The sequence below is a fragment of the Rhizobium sp. NZLR8 genome (assembly GCF_019685025.1).
In the GTDB taxonomy this organism is placed as follows: Bacteria; Pseudomonadota; Alphaproteobacteria; order Rhizobiales; family Rhizobiaceae; genus Rhizobium.
This window is the reverse complement of the sequence record NZ_JABDVY010000012.1, coordinates 60,628-79,106: the sequence shown is the minus strand read 5'-3', so window position 1 is coordinate 79,106 and position 18,479 is coordinate 60,628. Positions and strand designations below refer to the sequence as shown.

Below are 18,479 nucleotides of genomic sequence, written 5' to 3'. Positions count from 1 at the left end.
CTCCGGTTGATGGGCGTCTTGTTGCGCACCATCGTCAGACGCCGCTCGCCGGGATGCCGTTGCGCGTCACCTTGCGCGGCGCGGTGATATCCTTCCACTGGGAAAGTGCCTTGCTGACCGCTGTCACCGGCTCGCGCCTGACGAATTCGCCGTGACCCTCCTGGGTTTTGATGGTGCTTTCCTCGATCGCGACGATCCCGCGCGTCAGCGTGTAGCGCGGCAGGCCGGTCACTTCCTTGCCTTCGAAGACGTTGTAGTCGATCGCCGACTGCTGGGCCTTAGACGAGATGGTCTTGGAACGTTTTGGATCCCAGACGACGATGTCGGCGTCGGCGCCGACAAGGATCGCGCCCTTCTTCGGATAGATGTTGAGGATTTTGGCGATGTTGGTCGAGGTGACGGCGACGAATTCGTTCATCGTCAGCCGGCCGGTGTTGACGCCGTGTGTCCAAAGCATCGGCATGCGGTCTTCGAGACCGCCGGTACCGTTGGGGATCTTGGTGAAATCCCCGACACCGAAACGCTTCTGCGCAGTGGTGAAGGCGCAATGGTCGGTGGCGACCACCTGCAGCGAGCCGGAGGCAAGCCCGGCCCAGAGCGAGTCCTGATGCTGCTTGTTGCGGAAGGGCGGCGACATGACACGGCGGGCGGCGTGGTCCCAGTCAGGATTGGAATATTCGCTCTCGTCGAGCGTCAGGTGCTGGATCAGCGGTTCGCCGTAGACGCGCATGCCCTTTTGGCGGGCGCGTCGGATCGCTTCGTGCGCCTGCTCGCAGGAGGTATGGACGATATAGACCGGGCAGCCGGCCATGTCGGCGATCATGATGGCGCGATTGGTGGCCTCGCCCTCGACTTCGGCCGGGCGGGAATAGGCATGCGCCTCGGGCCCGTTATTGCCTTCTGCCAGCAGCTTTGCCGACATCGAGGCGACGACGTCGCCGTTTTCGGCGTGCACCAAGGGAAGGGCGCCGAGTTCGGCGCAGCGCTGGAAGGAGGCGAACATCTCGTCATCGTCAACCATCAGCGCGCCCTTGTAAGCCATGAAGTGCTTGAAGGTGTTGATGCCCTTGTCGCGGACGATGGTCTCCATCTCCTTGAACACCTGCTCGCTCCACCAGGTGACCGCCATGTGGAAGGAATAGTCGCAATTGGCCCGCGTCGACTTGTTGTCCCACATTGTCAGCGCTTCCAGCAGCGACTGGCCGGGGGCGGGAAGGGCAAAATCGACAACCATGGTGGTGCCGCCGGAAAGGGCCGCACGCGTGCCGCTCTCGAAATCGTCGGAGGAATAGGTGCCCATGAAGGGCATTTCGAGATGGGTGTGCGGATCGATGCCGCCGGGCATGATGTAACAGCCCGTCGCATCCAGCGTCTCGTCGCCCGAGAGGCCCGGGCCGATCTCGACGATCTTGCCGCCGTCAATCTTGACGTCCGCCTTGTAGGTGAGGTCGGCCGTGACGATGGTGCCGTTTTTGATGACTGTGGTCATGGCTGCTATTCCTTCTCCCTGCGGTCTGTTGTTGTTACTGCTCAACTGCCATCGTGGGCGTACCACTTCGCAGGAGTGCTGCGCCCTTGGCGATAAGGCCGTAGATGGCCTCCTCACTCAGCTCATCGGGCGTGTCATGCTCTTCCTCACAATACCAGTCGGGCTGGTCAACGACATCAGTGCCGCCGACTGACATTGACCAAGAACCATCGCTTTCGCGAAAGTAGAAATCCTTGCCGTCGATCAGCCCGGTTGACTGTACGGGTTGGCTGCCTTTGGGGCGTTCGATCAATATGCCGGGCATGGAAGGGCCGAGTTCGATCCGAACGACGCTCGACCCACGCCCGAACACATAATAGGTTCGATGGGGCGTATGTGGGTCGCGGTCATCTGAATCGGCCAGTTGAACAGCAGTAGGTTTATATCGCCAGAAGCTCGATAATTGCGGAAGCCTGATTCGCTCGCCTGCTAGGTCGATGCCAATATAGTAAATTTGCGCGGCAGGGACGTCGCCCCACGGACCTTCGTTCACCGGCGTCACATTGGCATTGGCCCATGCAAGGTCGTCTGCAGTTCGCTGGTTATAGAACTTAAAAGCGTCAGCATAATCGAGATAGGTTGCTGGCTGGTCTGGCGCCATCACACCACGATCTCCGCCGTCTCCACCACCGCATGGAACAGCACGTCGGCGCCCGCCGTCGCCCATTCCTTGGAAATCTCCTCCGCCTCGTTGTGCGAGAGCCCGCCGACGCAGGGGCACATGACCATCGTCGCGGGCGCGACCTTGGCGGCCCAGCAGGCGTCGTGGCCGGCGCCGGAGATGAGGTTCATATGGCTGTAGCCAAGGCGCTCGGCGGCTGCGCGAACCGAGGCGACGAGCTTTTCGTCGAAGGTGATCGGCTCGAAGTGGCCGATCGCCTCGATGGAACAGCCGACACCCAGAGCATCGCAAATGTCAGGCGCTTCCGCTTCGATCTTTGCGCGCATGCGATCAAGCTTGGCCTTGTCGGGCGAGCGGATGTCGACGGTGAAGACCACCTTGCCGGGCAGCACGTTGCGCGAGTTCGGGGAGAAGAACACCTGGCCGACACCACCGACGGCGCCGGGCTGCTCGCCCATTGCCACGCCCTGAACCATTTCCAGGATACGGGCCATGGCGAGACCGGCATTGACGCGCAGGTTCATCGGCGTCGAGCCGGTATGGGCCTCCTTGCCGGTCAGCGTGAATTCCAGCCACCACAGGCCCTGGCAATGGGTGACGACGCCGATCTGTTTTTCCTCGGCTTCGAGGATCGGTCCCTGCTCGATGTGATATTCGAAATAGGCGTGCATCTTGCGGGCGCCGACCTCTTCGTCGCCAATCCAGCCGACGCGCTTCAACTCGTCGCCGAACAGATTGCCCTCGGGATCCTTGCGATTATAGGCAAAATCCAGGCTGTGCACGCCGGCGAAGACGCCTGAGGCCAGCATGGCAGGGGCAAAACGCGCGCCTTCTTCGTTGGTCCAGTTGGTCACGACAACAGGATGTTTGGTCTTGATGCCGAGATCGTTCATGGTGCGCACGACTTCGAGAGCTGCAAGCACGCCGAGCACACCGTCATATTTGCCGCCGGTCGGCTGGGTGTCGAGATGCGAACCGACATAGACGGGCAGGGCATCGGGATCGGTGCCGGGCCGCGTCGCGAACATCGTTCCCATGCGGTCGACGCCCATGGTCAGGCCGGCCTCGTCGCACCATGTCTTGAAGAGGCTGCGGCCTTCAGCATCGGCGTCCGTCAGCGTCTGACGATTGTTGCCGCCTGCAATGCCGGGGCCGATCTTCGCCATGTCCATGAGACTGTCCCAGAGACGGTCGCCATTGACGCGCATGTTTTCGCCTGGTGCTGCCACCATTCTTCAAGCCCTCACCTGTTTGCGGCAGCCATGCGAAGTGGCATGCCCGCCTGTTCCCGTGGTCCTTTCCTGCGCCCCCTTATTGGTTTTGTCGAGCGCCGGAAAATCGCCAGTTGCCTTTGTTTTTCATCTGGCGGATAATTTGACCGATTGGTAAACATTACAACTTCCACCGCCGGGCTCAAGACGAAAATCACGAAAATTGCCGATAAAAATACGGGCAGTTGCTCAAGAAAGCGGCAGGGTCGTCCTCCAGCTTAATCTTGAGCGAAGAAGTTGAATTTCAAGGGGAAACGACAGCCTGTGACCATACCGAGAGCAGCGAAAACCCTCAGACGAACGCGGATCCAGGAGGAGAAGGAAGAGCAGATCCTGGAGGCAGCGCTCGACGTGTTTTCGGCAAGCGGCTTCCGCGGCTCGACCATCGACCAGATCGCCGAAGTGGCCGGGATGTCGAAACCCAACCTGCTCTATTATTTCCGCACCAAGGAAGCGATGCACCGGGCGCTGATCGACCGGGTGCTCTACACCTGGCTGGAGCCGCTACGCGCCTTCGATGCCGAGGGCAATCCGGAGGAGGAGATCCGCAGCTATATAAGACGCAAGCTGGAGATGGCGCGCGATTTTCCCCGCGAGAGCCGGCTCTTCGCCAATGAGGTGCTACAGGGGGCGCCGCATATCGAAGACGAGTTGAAGGGGCCGCTGAAGGAACTGGTCGACGAGAAGGCGGAGGTGATCCGCGCCTGGGCGAAATCAGGCAAGATCGCCAAATGCGATCCTTACCACCTGATCTTTTCCATCTGGTCGACGACGCAGCACTATGCGGATTTCGACGTCCAGGTGCGTGCCGTGCTCGGGCAGGAACATTCCGGCGAGGGACGCTTCGAGGATGCGGCGCGGTTTCTGGAACAGCTCTTTATCGGCGGGCTGCGACCGGGTCGCTCCGAAGCCTGAGGTTTATTGCCTTTTGCGCAGCGGCACCCGGACCAGGGTGTCCGTCACGCCTTCCATCGTATAGGGCTTCTGCAACACGGGCGCGCCAGAATGGCTGTTCGCCTGGGCGATGCCTTCCCCGTAGCCTGTGGCAAAAACGAAGGGCACGCCGTCTGCTGCCAGTCGGTCGGCAATGCCGAAACTCGTCTCATCCCCGAGATTGACATCGAGAAGCGCCAGATCAAACGACTGGCCGGCGAGGATTTCCATCGCCTCAGCGACACTTGGCGCCGTTGCTACGTCGGCGCCCAGTCGGCGCAGGATGTCTTCCCCATCCATGGCGATGATCAGATTGTTTTCCACCAGCAGCACCTTCAGGCCCGAGAGCGGCTGATGATCGTCGGGGATTGTCTTGCGGTCGGCCGCGCCATCCGGAGCCGAATCTAACCGTTCGCTCGTCGCTTTGACGACATATCGTGCCGGAATACAGAAATCCGCTTCGACCCCGTCTTTGACGTAGCGGACCTCGGCCTTGCCGCTGAGGTCATAGGGAACCGAACGACGGATGATCGTTGAACCGAAGCCATGGCGTTTGGGTTCGACAACGGGCGGACCATCCTTTTCGCGCCAGGCAATGCGCAGATTGCCGTCGTCGTCGCAGTGCCAGCCGAGTTGGACGGTACCGCTGCCGGTGCCGGAAAGGCTGCCATATTTGGCGCTGTTGGTCATCAACTCGTGGAAAACCAGGGCGGCGGTGGAAAAGGCCTGCGGTTCCAAGAGCACGTCCTCGCCGCTCATCTGGATGCGTTGCGCATTTTTCCCGAGATAGGCAGCGGTCTCTGCCAGCAGCAATTGGCGCAGCGAAGCGGGCGCCCAATGATCGCGGGTGATCTGGTCATGGGCACGCGCGAGCGACTGGACGCGGCCCTCGATCTGGCGAATGTAGTCGTCAACGCTGACCGAGGTCCCCTGCGATTGCCGGATGATCCCGGTGATGAGGCTCAATATGTTGCGGACGCGGTGGTTCAGCTCGGCGATCAGCAGTTCCTGGCGCTCGTTTGCAGTCTGGCGCGCCATGCTGGCCTCGTCGGTGAGACGCAGTACCACCTCGATCAACGTGACGCGGATCGTTTCGGCGACGCGGCGCTCGGCCGCGGTAAAGGGGAGCGAGCGACCGCGCACCAGTTCAGACCAGGCCTCGAAACTCTTGCGCGGCGTCAGCCGCGGACCGTTCGGACCATATTCCACCGGCTTGTGCGGGTCGCCAGCCCAGCGGACGGTGCGCACCCACTCCTGGCGGAAAAGCACGACATAGTCGCGCGGCGAACGCGAGATCGGGATGGCGAGCATGCCGGCCACCGCATCGTCGAGCTCGAGATCGGGATAGGTCTCAGCCAGCCTGTCGACGGCATAGATGCGGCCGGCGGCATTTCGGTTGAGGTGGCGGACGAGGGCTGCGAAGCTCTTCTCATCCGGCCCGATGCCAGCCAGTGCCAGCCGGCCGTTGATCCAGACGCCGATGCCATCGGCGGGAATGGCGTCGGCGAGCGCCTCGATCAACCAGGCGGGATCATCGAGCAGGCTGGCATTGTCTGCGACGGAGGTGAGAAGCCGATCGGCGATGCGACGCGCCTTGGTCTCGTAGTCAAGAGCGAGGCGCCGTTCGCGACTTTCAAGGCGCGAAGCAAACATCTGGCCGAAAAGTTCGGCGGTGGATCGGCTTTGCGCCGAGGGAAGACGTGGGCCGTAGTGATGGCAGGCAAACAGGCCCCAGAGCTTACCGTCGACGACGATCGATATGGAGAGCGACGCGCCGACGCCCATATTTTTCAGATATTCAATGTGGATTGGCGAGACCGAACGCAGGACCGACATGGAGAGATCGAGCGGCTGTCCGTACTCGTCGAGTTGCGGGAGGACCGGCACGGGGACGGCGTCGACATCGGCAATCATGCGGAACAGGTTGCGCAGATAAAGCGCGCGCGCCTGCACCGGGATGTCGGAAGCCGGATAGTGCAGCCCGAGGAACGAACCGATGCCAGCCCGGGCAGCTTCCGTCACCACCTCGCCGGAACCGCCGTCGTCGAAGCGATAGACCATGACCCGATCGAACCCGGTCAAAGCGCGCGCCTGCCTTGCCCCCTCGCGAAAGAAAGCCTCCATCGTTTCCGTGTGATCGAGGCGGGACATCATGCTGCGCATGGAGAGCGAAGGGGAGTCTCGTCTGTCTTCCTGGCAGCGCTCGCCTTCGATGATCACCTGACCTTCGTTCAGGTGCACGGCAACGTCGAACCGGTTTTGATCGGGCATCAGAGCGAGCCCGAAAATGCGCTCGACGACATCGGAACCGCGCAGCGTGGTCAGCTTGTTGCGGATCGTGTGGAGTGCCTCAGGCGTGATCAGCGAGGTGACAGGGCAGCCGAGCGCGTCGGCCTGCGCAATTCCGAGGAACTCCATCAGATTTTCCGAAGCGCGCGTGACAATCCAGTCCGAGGATATCGCCAACAGAAAGCCGAAGGGTTGAACCGATCCAAGCTGGTGGATGGGCTCACGGTCGCAATTGGTGAGATCGACGGGTTCAAACGTACCGCTCATGGGACGGCTTCCAGTTCGAGTTGCCCGGCTTTGAGGAAGAGGTCGAAGATGCTGCGGGCCGCGGAAATGGCAGCGGCCGGATCGTCTAGATCGCTGGCATCGAGACGATCCATGAAGCTCCTCATGGCGCCCTTCGGGCCTTGAAGGCGCAGGTAGCTGCTTGGCAGGTGATCGGGCACGGACTTGGCAAGCAGGGCGCCGCCGAGTTTGGAGCCTTCAAGCACGTAGAGGGCGCCCCAGAGCGCTGCCTCGCAGGACAATGCCGGCGGCGGAAGAGGCGGGGGCAACGAATCGCCGAGCTCCCGGATATCGGCGAGCAGTAGTTGCGTGCGCCGTCGTTCCGGCCAGTCGGGCAGCAGGCGGGCAATTCCTGCATCCTCGAGGGCCTCTTCGGCCGCCGGTACGACCCTGGCATGTGCACGCAAGAATGTTCTATATTGCTGTCTATTGGAGAGATCGAACGTGCCGAAAAGCTTGTCGACCTCGGCGTGGCAATCTGCTGTTTGTGCGCGCAGCACGCTGCGAAGTGACATGCGGACCGTGTTCTAAGTAAATGGCATTGGATGCCGTTCATGCGTGATGGCAAATTAGCGATATATTGCAGCATCCCGGTATTTCCAGGGAAACCCATAGAAAAACATGGGCTTCCGCTCCTTTTTGCAGCTCGTTGTTCGCCTCCGTCGGATTTTTAAGGCGCAGCCGGACGAGACTGCCAGAGAGCAACCTCAACCCATCAGGCGCGGCAGATCTGCTGCCAACATATCGATGGCAAGGCGCACCTTTGGCAACATCACGGGCGATCTCGGCCAGACGGCGTAGGCTTCGAAGACGCTCGGCGGTCTATCGGTCAGAACCCGCACGAGTTCGCCCGACAAGACCCTGTCGCGCACCAGCCAGCACGTGAGCCAGGCTAGCCCGCGCCCTTTTACCGCCGCGTCGGCTATCGAGGCGAGATCGTCAAGCCGCAGCCGCGATTTCGGCAGAACTTCGCGTGCGGGCCCTGCCGCTGCCGGAAAGGTCCAGGCTTTGTCGTTGTCGCCGCGGCGATAGACGATGCCCTGGTGATGAGCGATATCGTCCAGCGTTTGTGGCACCCCGTATTTTTCCAGATAGGCGGGCGAAGCGCAGACGGTCATGGGCTGTCGGGCGATCGCCCGCGTCATCAGGTCGGGATTGTCCTTCAGCGGACCGTTGCGCACGGCAAGGTCGAAGCCGTCCTCCAGAAGATCGACGACGCGGTCGCTGAAGGAGAAGTCGAGTTCGAGATTCGGATGGTCGTCGAGCAGGCGGGTCAGGATCGGAGCGGCACAATGGCGCCCGAAAAGCGCCGGCATCGATACACGCAGTCTGCCGCGGACTTCGCGCTTGCCCGATTCAAGCTGGGCCTCGCCGATGCGGATTTCCTCGACGGCTCTCAGGCAACGCTCGTAGAAGAACCGGCCTTCGTCGGTCAGGTTTTGGGCACGGGTCGTGCGGTTGAAGAGCCGGACGCCGAGCCGCTCTTCGAGCCTTGCAATCGTCTTGCTGACCGCCGAGCGAGTGAGATGGAGTCGCTCGGCCGCGGCCGAGAAACCACCGGCCTCGACCGTCTCGACAAAGATCGAAATTCCCTTCAACTGCTCCATCTTTGTTTCCTCAATGGCACCATTCTGGCGATTTAATATCTCAACTAGAGAGGAATATTCAACGATATATCTGCTGCTCCGCCTATTGAGAAGGAGCAGAAAGATGCAGACGACAAGGCAATGGCAGACCGATGCCATCGGCCCGGAGGCCAATCTGAAGATCGGCGAAGGCAGAATTCCTGAGGTGTCAGGCACGATGATCCGGGTGCGGACGCAGGCCGTCTCCCTCAATTTCCGCGACAGGCTGGTGCTTGATAGCGGCATGGGCCTGCCATTGCAGTTCCCCTTCGTGCCGGCCTCGGACATGGCAGGCGTAGTCGATGCCGTCGGGCCTGATGTCACGCGCTTCAAACCCGGCGATCGGGTGATCTCCACCTTTAACCCGGACTGGATCGATGGACGCGGGCCTGGAACTGCCCGCAATCCACATTATCAGACGCGCGGCGGCTTTTATTCTGGGGTACTTTCCGAGCACATGGTGCTTTCCGAGGAATGGTTCGCGCTTGCGCCTGATACACTCGATGCGGCTGAAGCAAGTACGCTGCCCTGCGCCGGGCTGACGGCGTGGTTTGCGCTCATCGAATGCGGCAAGCTCAAGGCCGGCGACAAGGTGCTGGTGCAGGGAACCGGCGGGGTTGCACTTTTCGGCCTGCAGATTGCCAAGGCGCATGGCGCCGAAGTCTTCATCACATCAGGCAGCAGCGAAAAGCTCGAACGTGCATCGGCGCTCGGGGCCGATCATCTGATCAACCGCCAGGAGCGCGACTGGGTGGAGCAGCTCTATCAACTGACCGGCGATTATGGCGCTGACCACGTGCTGGAAATCGTCGGTGGGCCGCATCTCGGCCGGGCGCTGGAGGCCGTGGCGGTCAACGGCCGGATTTCGGTGATTGGCGTGTTCGAGGGCTTTGAAGTCTCGGCGCCTGCTGCGCCCTTGCTTCTCAAGGCGCCCGTCGTGCAGGGAATTTCGGTCGGCCACCGCCGGGGGTTGGAGGATCTGGTGCGCGCCGTCGACCAGACGGGGCTGAAGCCTGTGATCGACAGACGTTATGCTTTCGAGGACCTGCCGCAGGCGCTCGATCATCTCTATCGCGGCCCGTTCGGCAAGGTCGTTATCGAGTTCTGAGACATGTGCTCCCCTCGCACCGTGAGGGGAGCGTTCTGCTATGCGGCGGCGATGGCTGCGCTTTCGAAGATAAAGCCCTCGTCGGCCCAGCCGGTCATGCCGCCGACCATCAGCTTGGCATGGAGGCCGAGATTGGCGAGACGGAAGGCGGCCTTGTCGGCGCCGTTGCAGTGAGGACCGGCGCAATAGACGACGAACAGGGTATCCCCCGACCATTCCGACATGCGGTGCGCGGTCATCTTGCCGTGCGGCAGGTTGATCGCGCCCGGTACATGGGCCTGCGCAAACAGTGCCGGCGAGCGGACGTCGAGAAGAATGAAATCGACCTTGGCGCCGGCAAAGGCGGCGTGGACATCCGAGCAGTCGGTTTCGAAGGCGAGCTTGGCGGCATAGTGGGCGGCGGCAGTATCGGGGGCTGCGGCAGGCATTTCGGCAACGGGGCTTGGCATCGTTTTTCCTTTCATGGTGCAATTGTCGCCTGGTATCGCCGATGCTAGAACTTTGCGAAACTGGCCATAACGACCGACAGCGTAAAGATCATGCCAAACTCATCACTGCCGCAGACGAAAGGACCATTGGTCGCAGCCCTTGCCTATGACGGGCTCTGCACCTTCGAGTTCGGCATCGCCTACGAAGTCTTCGGCCTGCCGCGCCCGGAGATGGGCGAAGACTGGTATCGCTTCTCGGTCTGCGGCATCGAACCGGGGCCGCTTCACGCCGCCGGAGGGCTGACGGTCGCGGTCGACAAGGGGCTGGAGGTGCTCGACGAGGCGGATCTGATCGTCGTGCCCGGCTGGCGGGCGATCGATGCGCCGGTGCCGGCGCCGCTCGCCGCAGCGCTCAAGGCGGCGCGTCAACGCGGCGCGCGCATCATGTCACTCTGCTCCGGCGTTGCGGTTCTTGCCGGATCGGGGCTGCTCGCCAACCGCAGGGCGACGACACATTGGCGCTATGTCGCCTCGATCGCCGCCCGTTATCCGGACATCGCCCTCGATCCCGACGTTCTCTACGTCGATGAAGGCAGCCTGCTGACGGCGGCGGGCAGTGCTGCCGGCATCGATCTTTGCCTGCATGTGGTGCGCGGCGATTTCGGCGCGGCGGCCGCAAACAGCGTCGCCCGCCGCCTCGTCGTGCCGCCGCACCGCGAAGGCGGACAGGTGCAGTTCATCCACGCGCCGGTTCCGCAGGAACGCGAGGGCATTCGCCTCGGGCCACTGATTGAATGGATGCGTCAAAGCCTTTCCGAGGAGCAGCCGATCAGCCTGCTTGCCAAAAGAGCAGGCATGAGCATGCGTACTTTTCAACGGCGCTTCGAAGCGACAACGGGTCTCAGTGTCGGCGAATGGCTGCTGAAGGAGCGGATGCGGCATGCGCGCGACCTTCTCGAAAGGGAGCTTGCGGTATCGCTCGATGATATCGCTGCCACCAGCGGCTTCGGCACGCTGGCGACAATGCGCCACCATTTCCGCAAACGGCTGGGCACGAGCCCGCATGCCTATCGGAAGTCATTCGGCGAAGGGGGCTGACGCTGCGAACGTTGCCGGCGAGATCCAACGCCGCGGATCATTGTTTCCGCGGCGTCGCAGATCGTTACTCCGCCGCCTGACGCGCCATCGGGTTGTTTGGGTGCGTCGTCCAGTTGGCGTAGTTTGGGTCGACGATGCGGCCGGTGCGCTTGTCGAGGGTGCCGGCGGTAAGCTGTTCCAGGGTGATGCAGTTCTCCACCGGGCAGACGCTGACGCAGAGATTGCAGCCGACGCATTCCTCGTCCATCACCTCGAAATGGCGAACGCCGTCGACGAAGTTGGTGATCGCCTGATGCGAAGTGTCCTCACAGGCGATGTAGCAGCGGCCGCATTTGATGCAGGCATCCTGATCGATCCTCGCCTTGGCGATATAGTTGAGGTTCAGATATTGCCAGTCGGTGACGTTGGGCACGGCGCGGCCGGTGATGTCGTCGAGGCTGCGATGGCCCTTTTCGTCCATCCAGTCGGAGAGGCCCGTGATCATCTCCTGCACGATCTTGAAGCCATAGGTCATCGCTGCCGTGCAGACCTGAACGTTGCCGGCGCCGAGGACGAGGAATTCGGCGGCGTCCCGCCAGGTGGTGATGCCGCCGATGCCTGAGATCGGCAGGCCGTAGGTTTCGGGATCACGGGCAATCTCGGCCACCATGTTGAGCGCGATCGGCTTGACGGCCGGGCCGCAATAACCGCCGTGGCTGCCCTTGCCGCCGACGGTCGGGTTCGGGGCGAAGTTGTCGAGATCGACGGAGACGATCGAATTGATCGTGTTGATCAGCGAGACGGCATCGGTGCCGCCGGCCTTGGCAGCGCGGGCAGGACGGCGGACATCGGTGATGTTCGGCGTCAGCTTGGTGATGACCGGCATGCGGGTGTACTGCTTGCACCAGCGTACGACCATTTCGATGTATTCCGGCACCTGGCCGACGGCGGAGCCCATGCCGCGCTCCGACATGCCGTGCGGACAGCCGAAATTGAGCTCGATACCGTCGGCGCCGGTTTCCTCGACCAAGGGCAGGATCGACTTCCAGGCCTCTTCCTCGCAGGGCACCATGATCGAAGCAATCAGCGCCCGATCGGGCCAATTCATCTTGACCTGCTTCATTTCCCTGAGGTTGGTATAGAGGTCGCGGTCGGTGATGAGTTCGATATTGTTCAGACCAAGCAGGCGGCGGTCGGCGCCCCAGATCGCGCCGTAGCGCGGGCCGTTGACGTTGACGACGGGCGGGCCTTCCTCGCCCAGCGTCTTCCAGACCACACCGCCCCAGCCTGCCTTGAAGGCGCGCTCGACGTTATAGGCCTTGTCGGTTGGCGGCGCGGACGCCAGCCAGAACGGGTTCGGAGACTTGATGCCGACGAAATTATTGCGGAGATCAGCCATTGTTCATTCTCCCCTTCAAGCAACCGCGACAGCCGGAGCGGCTGCAGCAGACAGGGTGCGATGGATGGATTCAGCTGCGTCGCGACCATGGGCGACGGCGGAAACCGTGAGATCGTCGCCGCCGAAGACGCAGTCGCCGCCGGCCCAGACGCCATCGAGCGAGGTGTGGCCTTCGACATCGACGGCGATGCGGCCGGATTCCATGCGCAACGAACCGAGGCCCGAGGCGTCAAAGTTCTGGCCGATCGCCTTGAAAATCTGGTCGGCGGCGATCACGCCGGTCTCGCCGGTGCCGATGAGGCGGCCGTCAAGAACCCTCGTATATTCCACCTCGATGGCGGCAACCTTGCCGTCCTGTGACAGGATCGATTTCGGCGCCAGCCAGTGACGGATGATGACGCCCTTGGAGCTTGCCAGATCCTGCTCGAATTCCGACGCGTTCATGTGCTCCTTGCCGCGGCGGTAACAGATCGTCACCTCCTCGGCGCCGAGCAACTTTGCCTGAACGGCAGCGTCGATCGCCGTCATGCCGCCGCCGAGGACGACGACCCGGCGGCCGATAGCTATTTCGTTCTTTTCTTCGGCTTGGCGGAGTGCCGCGATGAAATCGACAGCGTCGTCGACGCCTGCAAGGTTCTCGCCGTCGATGCGCAGGGCGTTGACGCCGGCAAGGCCGATACCGAGAAAGACGGCGTCATACTGCGCCTGCAGATCGGAGAGCGAAAAATCGCGGCCGAGAAGAGCGCCTTGGCGAACTTCGATGCCGCCGATCGAGATGATGTAGTCGACTTCCTGCTGGGCGAAATCATCGACCGTCTTATAGGTGGCGATGCCGTATTCGTTGAGGCCGCCGGATTTTTCCCTGGCGTCATAGATGACGACGGAGTGGCCCTTCACGGCCAGACGATGGGCGGCGGCAAGGCCGGCTGGGCCTGCGCCGACGACGGCGATCGTCTTTCCTGATGCTTCGGCCCTGGCGTAGAACTGCCTGCCGGCCTGTATGGCGGCATCGGTCGCATAACGCTGCAGCCGGCCGATCTCGACGGGGCGTTCTTCTGCCGTGTTGCGCACACAGGCCTGTTCGCAAAGCTCTTCGGTGGGACAGACGCGAGCGCACATGCCGCCGAGGATGTTCTGATCGAAGATCGTCTTGGCCGAGCCGATCGGATTGCCGGTCGAAATCTGCCGGATGAACAGCGGAATATCGATCGAGGTGGGACAGGCCGTCATGCACGGCGCGTCGTAACAGAAATAACAGCGGTCGGCGGCGACCAGCGCCTCATGATTGTCGAGGCGCGGATGAAGATCGGAAAAATTAGCCTCATACTCGGCGGGCGAAAGCCGGCCGGCATGAATCCCCGTTTCCAGTCGTTCCATTGAAGTTCCCTCATTATTGGTAAACGGCCTGTGAGGGAAAGCGTAACTCAGGTTTAAAAATTTATCAAACGGTAAAATTTTGAGAGCGTTCTGTTGTTTATCCCTAGATAACTATCTGTTTCCTTTCACTGATTTTCACTGGTCGATATCGGTGAAATGGTGGGACGTGTGTCAGCGTCAGGACTTCCAAAAAAAGATTCGAAAAAGTCGGATTTTTTTGTTGGTGGAGGGAACCAATGTTGGATGTCGTCGTTATTGCGATATCTGGATGGTGACCGCATCGACCCAACATGCGCGCCCCCAACCCACCATCCGGACGTACTCACGGTCCCCTCCCGGTGAGTGAAGACAGCTGGTGCGCCGCCCTCGCACCGGCTGTTTTTCCGTTTGCGACGGTTTGTTTTCTGGTTTGCTTTCACAGGCGCTTAAAGATTTCGAATTCGCTTTCCGGAATGGTCAGGCGATATTCGATGCGGCCGGGCACGAGGCTCAGCTCCGCCCTGCCGTTGACCGACGAGGGCACGACACGCTCCAGCACGGTGCGGCCGAAGCTGTTGTCGCTGAATTCGTGGATTTCCAACTGGTTCTGCAGCACCTCTACCCAGGTTATTTCGATCGCCTTCCTGTCGCCGATCATGGCGTCGCGGCAATTCAACGTGATCGAAGCGGCGCCACCGGAAATCGCGCCGTAGGAGGCGGAGTTGACGATGAGTTCATGGAGGGCGAGCCCGAGATGCACGGCGGCATTCGGCGTCAGATGGGCGTTGATGCCGTAGATCGGCATGGAGCCGGCCGTTTCCGGCCAGTAGGGGGCGAATTGCTTTTCGGCAAGTTCGAAGAGATAGGCGCCGCGCCAGCTCGAGTCTGTAATCAGATCCTGCGAATTGGAAAGCGATTGCAGCCGTCCGCGAAACTTGAGGAGGAAGCTGTCGAGAGAGAGCGTGTTGCGCGCCGTCTGGGTGGCGATGCCCTGGATGATGGCGAGAAGGTTCTTCGAGCGGTGCGAGAGTTCGCGCAGCAGCGATTTCAGCACTTTTTCACGATGTCGGCTTTCGGTGACTTCAGCCATTACCGACAGAAGTCCATGTGTGCCGCGTTCGCCGGTGCGCTGGATCTTCAGCTCATAACTGCGCATTTCGCCGTCGACTTCGATCTCGACCTCGGCATTGTTGGGGATACCGGTTTCCAGCACTTTGTGTTTTAGTGCCGTCAGATACCGGCCGTGCGCGTCGCCAAAGAGGGCAGCATCGCCGCCGCCCGGCATGAAGAGCGCCGCGAAATGCGGCGGCAGATTTTCGGCGTAGAAGATTGAAAGCCGGGCGTCCTGACAGAGGATTGAAATCCCGGCGCTGCCGAGCGCGCGTTCCATCATTGCGGCTTTGCTTTCGAAGGTAAAAGGCATGCCGGACAATGGTTCAGTCGTATTCACTCGGCCGCCTTTCCTTGTGACATCTTGAACGTCGCTGAAGGACGCGCCCTTAGAGGCGCCGCCGGTCAACTCTAGAACAAAGCGCTGCAAAAACCGTTAAAGCCACCGGAGCGTCCCGGTAACACCGGAACGCCTATTTTGGCGATTTGGTTCCGAAGGCCGGAAAATTGCGTCTCAGGCAGCCACTCTGGTCGATTCGTTGAAGAAAAGAGCTTGGCTGATCAATGCCTTGACCATGTCTGGATTGAAGGGCTTGGTGACGAGGAATGTCGGTTCGGGCCGCTCGCCGGTCAAAAGCCTTTCCGGGAAAGCGGTGATGAAGATCACCGGCACGCTAGACGTCTTGAGGATGTCGTTGACAGCGTCGATGCCGGAGCTGCCGTCGGCCAGCTGGATGTCGGCCAAAACCATGCTCGGCTTGGTTTTGTTGTAGAGCGCAACGGCCTCGGCGTGCGTGCGGGCAATGCCGGTGACGCGATGGCCGAGGCTTTCGACCATTTGCTCGATATCCATGGCGATCAGCGGTTCGTCCTCGATGATCATGATGTCGGTTGCGACCTGACGGGAAATCTCCTGCGAGGCCATGTCGAGCAGACGCATGACATCCTGTTCGTCGAGTTCCAGGATTTCGCCGATCTCGGCGACGCGGAAATTCTCTACGGAGGCGAGCAGGAAGGCTTGACGGGCGCCTGGCGAAACCTTGGAAAGGTTGAGCGTGGCGCGCTGTTCCCAGGCATAGGGCGAGGTGGGTTCTGGAATCTGGACTGCGGTGGAACCAAACAATTGCGTAAACAGTTTGTAGAGTGCCACCCGGTCATTCGCCGTATCCGGGAAAATCGTGAGATCGGCGATGATGGCTTCGAGAACGGCGGCGACATACGCGTCGCCGGAAGTCTGAGTGCCGGTAAGGGCGCGGGAATAGCGGCGCAGATAAGGAAGGTGCGGCGCAATTCGAGTGGAAAGTGTCATTAAGGGCTCCCGTATGCAGGCCGGTCATTGGCTTCAATGAGCGGTAAACGTCACTTTGATAAAAAAGTTCCGGAATGGCAGGAACTTTTTTTGTCGCGCCGCATTATTCCAGCCGACGAGGAAAGGGCGTAGCGTTTTGACCCATGCAACAAAAGATGTCAGCGACATCGACAATCGGAGGGTCGGTGTCGATGGTTGAAATCGTGATCGATCCCATGCACGCCCCAACAGACAACCGGCGAGAAGACGAATTGATGATTACACGCAAGAAAGAAGCAGCCGACCAGCGCAAGCTGGAGCTGCGGGCAAGCGATATACTGGACCCGAACAATCAGATCGGCGTCAGGCTGCGGTCGCTGTATGCCTCTGCGCAGGGGGAGGCGATCCCCGATCGTTTTCTCGATCTTCTCGAAAAGCTCGACCATGCCGAAATGATGGCTTCTGCCAAGATGGCCGAATAGGATCGTGCGCATGGAAGATAAAGCGCAACCCAGCTTCAAGCGGGAACTGCTGGCGGCCCTCCCAAGTCTCCGCGCCTTCGCAATATCGCTCATCGGGCGGCATGATCGTGCCGACGATCTCGTCCAGGACACCATCATGAAGGCCTGGGCCAAGCAGGATCATTTTGAGATGGGCACGAATATGAAGGCCTGGCTGTTCACGATCCTGCGCAATGAACTCTACAGCCAGATGCGTAAGAGCGGCCGCGAGGTCCAGGACAGCGACGGGCTGTTCACGGAATCGATGGCGATGCACCCCTCGCAATACGGCGCGCTCGATCTGCAGGACTTCAAGAAAGCGCTCGACCAGTTGCCGCCGGACCAGCGCGAGGCGATCATCCTCGTCGGCGCCTCGGGTTTTTCCTACGAGGAGGCGGCCGAAATCTGCGGCTGCGCCGTCGGCACCATCAAGAGCCGCGTCAACCGCGCCCGTCAGCGGCTGCAGGAATTGCTGCAGATATCCGGCGAGGCCGATTTCGGCCCCGACGCCACCTCGGCGCCGCTGACGTCGAAGGCGTTTGCGTTCTGAAAATTATGATCGCGAAAAGCCGGCGGCCTCTTGGGGCGCCGGCTTTTTTGCGTTGTCGGGAGCGTGAGCAACCGCGCGGCGGAGACGGGGTTGCGGGTTGTTCCGCGGGATCCTCCTCTCCAACCTCATTCCTGTGACGAGCACAGGAATGAAGGAAGTTGGCATGGTGCTTCTGAATCCAAAGGCGATCGGGTGCTGCCGGTCCCCTCCCTCCTCAATCCTCGCGCTTCGAACCCATCAGATTGGCCGCGACGATGGCTGCCAGCACGCCGGCGGTCAGCAGCGGCTGGGCGCGGATGAGACCGAGGCCAACCGTTGCGAAGGATTCCAGCGCCGCGCGGCGCTCGCGGGCACGACGCTTCTCCCGGGCATTCATGACTGCCATGACCACCAAGGCGATGATAGCGATCAGCAACGCGCCCGCGGCCAGGAAGAGCACGGCGGCGAATGCGCCGTAGATGCCGGCGAGCCAGATGGCGCCGGCGGTGACTGCCAGCGCGTAGGCGGTGAGGAGAAAGAGCGCGGCAAGCGCGATGAAGATGCTATTGCGTTTGGCGCGCGCAACGGTCCGGTGCACGCTTGCGCCGGTGAGCAGGCTGAGGATCGAGAACAGCATCGCGCGTCCTCAGCGGCGGGCGAGGAAGGCGATAACCAGGCCGAAAGCGGCTGCGGCGCCGATCGTTGTCAGCGGATGTTTGCGGACGGTCTCGCGCATTTCGGTCGCGCTACGCTCGTAGCCGTGCTGCAATTCGCGTAGCAGATCCTCGCTGCGGCCGAGCAGGTCCTCATAACCGGCGCCGGCTTGACTGCGGATTTTTTCGCCCTGGTGGCGCGAACTCTTGCCGACGAGGCGTGTCAGTTCCGCGAGTTCGTCGCGCAGCGCCTCCACCTGCTCCTCGATGCCGGATTCCAGATTGTGGAAAGTACCATTGCGGCGGCTGCGGCCGGATTGGAAGATAGAATAGCTCATGGCTGTCTCCATTGGCTGGGGCGCGCGCAAGCCCGCCTATTTCGCACTGGGGTCGCCACCGTTCGTTGCATGAATGATATTGCCCGGCATTGACCCAGATCACTGCCGAAAACGTGCCGGGCGATCAAAAGTTCCGCGTG

Annotated in this window: 18 protein-coding genes; 5 read left to right on the top strand and 13 right to left on the bottom strand. The window is 61.3% G+C overall.

The genetic code is table 11. The features are described from left to right. Positions 1–34: 34 nt before the first annotated feature. Genes hydA through HJB89_RS23715 form a run of 3 tightly spaced genes read right to left on the bottom strand, consistent with a single transcriptional unit; the run spans position 35 to position 3,382 of the window. The gene (gene hydA / locus HJB89_RS23725; protein ID WP_207581507.1) at positions 35–1,489 is read right to left on the bottom strand and encodes a dihydropyrimidinase; all 1,455 of its coding nucleotides are present in this window, start codon (positions 1,487–1,489) and stop codon (positions 35–37) included. Positions 1,490–1,523: 34 nt separating this feature from the next. Beyond that, positions 1,524–2,129: a hypothetical protein gene (locus HJB89_RS23720; protein ID WP_207581506.1), complete on the bottom strand. Its 606-nt coding sequence runs from the start codon at positions 2,127–2,129 to the stop codon at positions 1,524–1,526. Then, the gene (locus HJB89_RS23715) at positions 2,129–3,382 is read right to left on the bottom strand and encodes a Zn-dependent hydrolase (RefSeq protein WP_221116562.1); all 1,254 of its coding nucleotides are present in this window, start codon (positions 3,380–3,382) and stop codon (positions 2,129–2,131) included. Before HJB89_RS23715 ends, HJB89_RS23720 begins: the two co-directional genes overlap by 1 nt. A gap of 276 nt (positions 3,383–3,658) precedes the next feature. Between HJB89_RS23715 and HJB89_RS23710 the strand changes: the two genes are divergently transcribed. After that, positions 3,659–4,336, top strand: coding sequence for a TetR family transcriptional regulator C-terminal domain-containing protein (locus tag HJB89_RS23710; protein WP_207581504.1), 678 nt, complete (start codon positions 3,659–3,661; stop codon positions 4,334–4,336). Between the two features lie 3 nt (positions 4,337–4,339). Here HJB89_RS23710 and HJB89_RS23705 read toward each other — a convergent pair whose 3' ends face one another. From HJB89_RS23705 to HJB89_RS23695, 3 genes are all read right to left on the bottom strand, one after another. Next, positions 4,340–6,910, bottom strand: coding sequence for an HWE histidine kinase domain-containing protein (locus HJB89_RS23705; protein ID WP_221150594.1), 2,571 nt, complete (start codon positions 6,908–6,910; stop codon positions 4,340–4,342). After that, positions 6,907–7,443, bottom strand: a complete 537-nt coding sequence (locus HJB89_RS23700) for a biliverdin-producing heme oxygenase (protein WP_207581502.1) — start codon at positions 7,441–7,443, stop codon at positions 6,907–6,909. The genes HJB89_RS23705 and HJB89_RS23700 overlap by 4 nt, the downstream gene beginning before the upstream one ends. 192 nt (positions 7,444–7,635) lie before the next feature. Then, on the bottom strand, positions 7,636–8,535 hold the full coding sequence (locus HJB89_RS23695; protein WP_207581501.1) for a LysR family transcriptional regulator: 900 nt from the start codon (positions 8,533–8,535) through the stop codon (positions 7,636–7,638). Between the two features lie 103 nt (positions 8,536–8,638). Between HJB89_RS23695 and HJB89_RS23690 the strand changes: the two genes are divergently transcribed. After that, positions 8,639–9,661 carry an NAD(P)-dependent alcohol dehydrogenase gene (locus tag HJB89_RS23690; protein WP_207581500.1) on the top strand — a complete coding sequence of 341 codons (1,023 nt, stop codon included), beginning with the start codon at positions 8,639–8,641 and terminating at the stop codon, positions 9,659–9,661. Between the two features lie 38 nt (positions 9,662–9,699). Here the strand turns inward: HJB89_RS23690 and HJB89_RS23685 are convergent, their stop codons facing one another. Beyond that, complete coding sequence (locus HJB89_RS23685) at positions 9,700–10,110, bottom strand: rhodanese-like domain-containing protein (protein WP_207581499.1); 411 nt, start codon at positions 10,108–10,110, stop codon at positions 9,700–9,702. Between the two features lie 90 nt (positions 10,111–10,200). Between HJB89_RS23685 and ftrA the strand changes: the two genes are divergently transcribed. Next, positions 10,201–11,187: a transcriptional regulator FtrA gene (gene ftrA, locus HJB89_RS23680; protein ID WP_207581498.1), complete on the top strand. Its 987-nt coding sequence runs from the start codon at positions 10,201–10,203 to the stop codon at positions 11,185–11,187. A 64-nt stretch (positions 11,188–11,251) separates the two neighbouring features. Here the strand turns inward: ftrA and preA are convergent, their stop codons facing one another. From preA to HJB89_RS23660, 4 genes are all read right to left on the bottom strand, one after another. Further along, positions 11,252–12,565, bottom strand: a complete 1,314-nt coding sequence (preA, locus tag HJB89_RS23675; protein WP_221150593.1) for an NAD-dependent dihydropyrimidine dehydrogenase subunit PreA — start codon at positions 12,563–12,565, stop codon at positions 11,252–11,254. Positions 12,566–12,580: 15 nt separating this feature from the next. Next, complete coding sequence (locus tag HJB89_RS23670; protein ID WP_207581496.1) at positions 12,581–13,942, bottom strand: NAD(P)-dependent oxidoreductase; 1,362 nt, start codon at positions 13,940–13,942, stop codon at positions 12,581–12,583. Positions 13,943–14,357: 415 nt separating this feature from the next. After that, positions 14,358–15,353, bottom strand: a complete 996-nt coding sequence (locus tag HJB89_RS23665; RefSeq protein WP_221116576.1) for a sensor histidine kinase — start codon at positions 15,351–15,353, stop codon at positions 14,358–14,360. A gap of 192 nt (positions 15,354–15,545) precedes the next feature. Further along, entirely contained in the window at positions 15,546–16,340 is a 795-nt protein-coding gene (locus HJB89_RS23660) for a response regulator (RefSeq protein WP_003581798.1), read from the bottom strand. A gap of 254 nt (positions 16,341–16,594) precedes the next feature. On the opposite strand from HJB89_RS23660, the gene HJB89_RS23655 reads away from it, so the two are divergent. Then, positions 16,595–16,801, top strand: a complete 207-nt coding sequence (locus tag HJB89_RS23655; protein ID WP_207584361.1) for a NepR family anti-sigma factor — start codon at positions 16,595–16,597, stop codon at positions 16,799–16,801. 10 nt (positions 16,802–16,811) lie between these two features. Beyond that, on the top strand, positions 16,812–17,369 hold the full coding sequence (locus HJB89_RS23650) for an RNA polymerase sigma factor (RefSeq protein ID WP_007630757.1): 558 nt from the start codon (positions 16,812–16,814) through the stop codon (positions 17,367–17,369). A gap of 214 nt (positions 17,370–17,583) precedes the next feature. On the opposite strand, the gene HJB89_RS23645 is transcribed toward HJB89_RS23650, so the two are convergent. Further along, positions 17,584–17,985, bottom strand: coding sequence for a hypothetical protein (locus HJB89_RS23645; protein WP_207581495.1), 402 nt, complete (start codon positions 17,983–17,985; stop codon positions 17,584–17,586). A gap of 9 nt (positions 17,986–17,994) precedes the next feature. After that, positions 17,995–18,339 (bottom strand): YqjD family protein, encoded by a 345-nt coding sequence (locus HJB89_RS23640; RefSeq protein ID WP_207581494.1) that lies wholly within the window; start codon positions 18,337–18,339, stop codon positions 17,995–17,997. Positions 18,340–18,479 lie beyond the last annotated feature (140 nt).

What these genes read in the sequence shown, in the direction of transcription:
- HJB89_RS23705 (WP_221150594.1), bottom strand. Translation starts at nt 6,910, where the DNA reads ATGAGCGGTACGTTTGAACCCGTCGATCTCACCAATTGCGACCGTGAG.
- HJB89_RS23720 (WP_207581506.1), bottom strand. Translation starts at nt 2,129, where the DNA reads ATGGCGCCAGACCAGCCAGCAACCTATCTCGATTATGCTGACGCTTTT.
- hydA (WP_207581507.1), bottom strand. Translation starts at nt 1,489, where the DNA reads ATGACCACAGTCATCAAAAACGGCACCATCGTCACGGCCGACCTCACC.
- HJB89_RS23690 (WP_207581500.1), top strand. Translation starts at nt 8,639, where the DNA reads ATGCAGACGACAAGGCAATGGCAGACCGATGCCATCGGCCCGGAGGCC.
- HJB89_RS23695 (WP_207581501.1), bottom strand. Translation starts at nt 8,535, where the DNA reads ATGGAGCAGTTGAAGGGAATTTCGATCTTTGTCGAGACGGTCGAGGCC.
- HJB89_RS23645 (WP_207581495.1), bottom strand. Translation starts at nt 17,985, where the DNA reads ATGCTGTTCTCGATCCTCAGCCTGCTCACCGGCGCAAGCGTGCACCGG.
- HJB89_RS23670 (WP_207581496.1), bottom strand. Translation starts at nt 13,942, where the DNA reads ATGGAACGACTGGAAACGGGGATTCATGCCGGCCGGCTTTCGCCCGCC.
- HJB89_RS23640 (WP_207581494.1), bottom strand. Translation starts at nt 18,339, where the DNA reads ATGAGCTATTCTATCTTCCAATCCGGCCGCAGCCGCCGCAATGGTACT.
- HJB89_RS23685 (WP_207581499.1), bottom strand. Translation starts at nt 10,110, where the DNA reads ATGCCAAGCCCCGTTGCCGAAATGCCTGCCGCAGCCCCCGATACTGCC.
- HJB89_RS23655 (WP_207584361.1), top strand. Translation starts at nt 16,595, where the DNA reads ATGATTACACGCAAGAAAGAAGCAGCCGACCAGCGCAAGCTGGAGCTG.
- HJB89_RS23715 (WP_221116562.1), bottom strand. Translation starts at nt 3,382, where the DNA reads ATGGTGGCAGCACCAGGCGAAAACATGCGCGTCAATGGCGACCGTCTC.
- preA (WP_221150593.1), bottom strand. Translation starts at nt 12,565, where the DNA reads ATGGCTGATCTCCGCAATAATTTCGTCGGCATCAAGTCTCCGAACCCG.
- HJB89_RS23700 (WP_207581502.1), bottom strand. Translation starts at nt 7,443, where the DNA reads ATGTCACTTCGCAGCGTGCTGCGCGCACAAACAGCAGATTGCCACGCC.
- HJB89_RS23660 (WP_003581798.1), bottom strand. Translation starts at nt 16,340, where the DNA reads ATGACACTTTCCACTCGAATTGCGCCGCACCTTCCTTATCTGCGCCGC.
- HJB89_RS23650 (WP_007630757.1), top strand. Translation starts at nt 16,812, where the DNA reads ATGGAAGATAAAGCGCAACCCAGCTTCAAGCGGGAACTGCTGGCGGCC.
- ftrA (WP_207581498.1), top strand. Translation starts at nt 10,201, where the DNA reads ATGCCAAACTCATCACTGCCGCAGACGAAAGGACCATTGGTCGCAGCC.